2 rRNA genes are annotated in these 440 nt (G+C 50.5%); both read right to left on the bottom strand.

From position 1 onward, the window contains the following. A 5S ribosomal RNA gene (gene rrf / locus AAA938_RS20210) occupies positions 1-79 on the bottom strand; the annotation flags it as partial. 158 nt (positions 80-237) lie between these two features. Next, positions 238-440, bottom strand: a 23S ribosomal RNA gene (locus tag AAA938_RS20205); the annotation flags it as partial.

Genomic DNA, 440 nt, shown 5'->3' with positions numbered 1-440 from the left:
CCAGTACCATCGGCGCTGCAGGGCTTAACTTCTCTGTTCGGGATGGGAAGAGGTGGGACCCCTGCGCTAGGCCGCCTAATTTGTAAGTATGCAGTAATCAGTGATCGGTAAGCAGTTGCCTCCCAGAAGATCTGATGCGCTGCATCTAATATCTTTTGTTCTGCTTTTGTCTTTCATCGGTCATCCGACATCCGACATCCAGCTTTTTAACATATCTCGTAGAAACTGTAACAAACAGCAGGTAAGCTTTCGGGCAATTAGTACTGCCCAGCTATGCCATTGCTGACTTTACACCTGCAGCCTATCAACCTGGTCGTCTCCCAGGGCCCTATATGGAAGTCTCATCTTGAGGGGAGTTTCGCACTTAGATGCTTTCAGCGCTTATCTCTTCCCGACGTAGCTACCCGGCAGTGCAGTTGGCACCACAACCGGTACACCAG

Origin of the sequence: Algoriphagus taiwanensis (genome assembly GCF_036245645.1) — a bacterium.
Taxonomy (GTDB): domain Bacteria; phylum Bacteroidota; class Bacteroidia; order Cytophagales; family Cyclobacteriaceae; genus Algoriphagus; species Algoriphagus taiwanensis.
The sequence above is the reverse complement of the archived record's forward strand: the minus strand, read 5'-3'. Positions and strand labels throughout refer to the sequence as shown.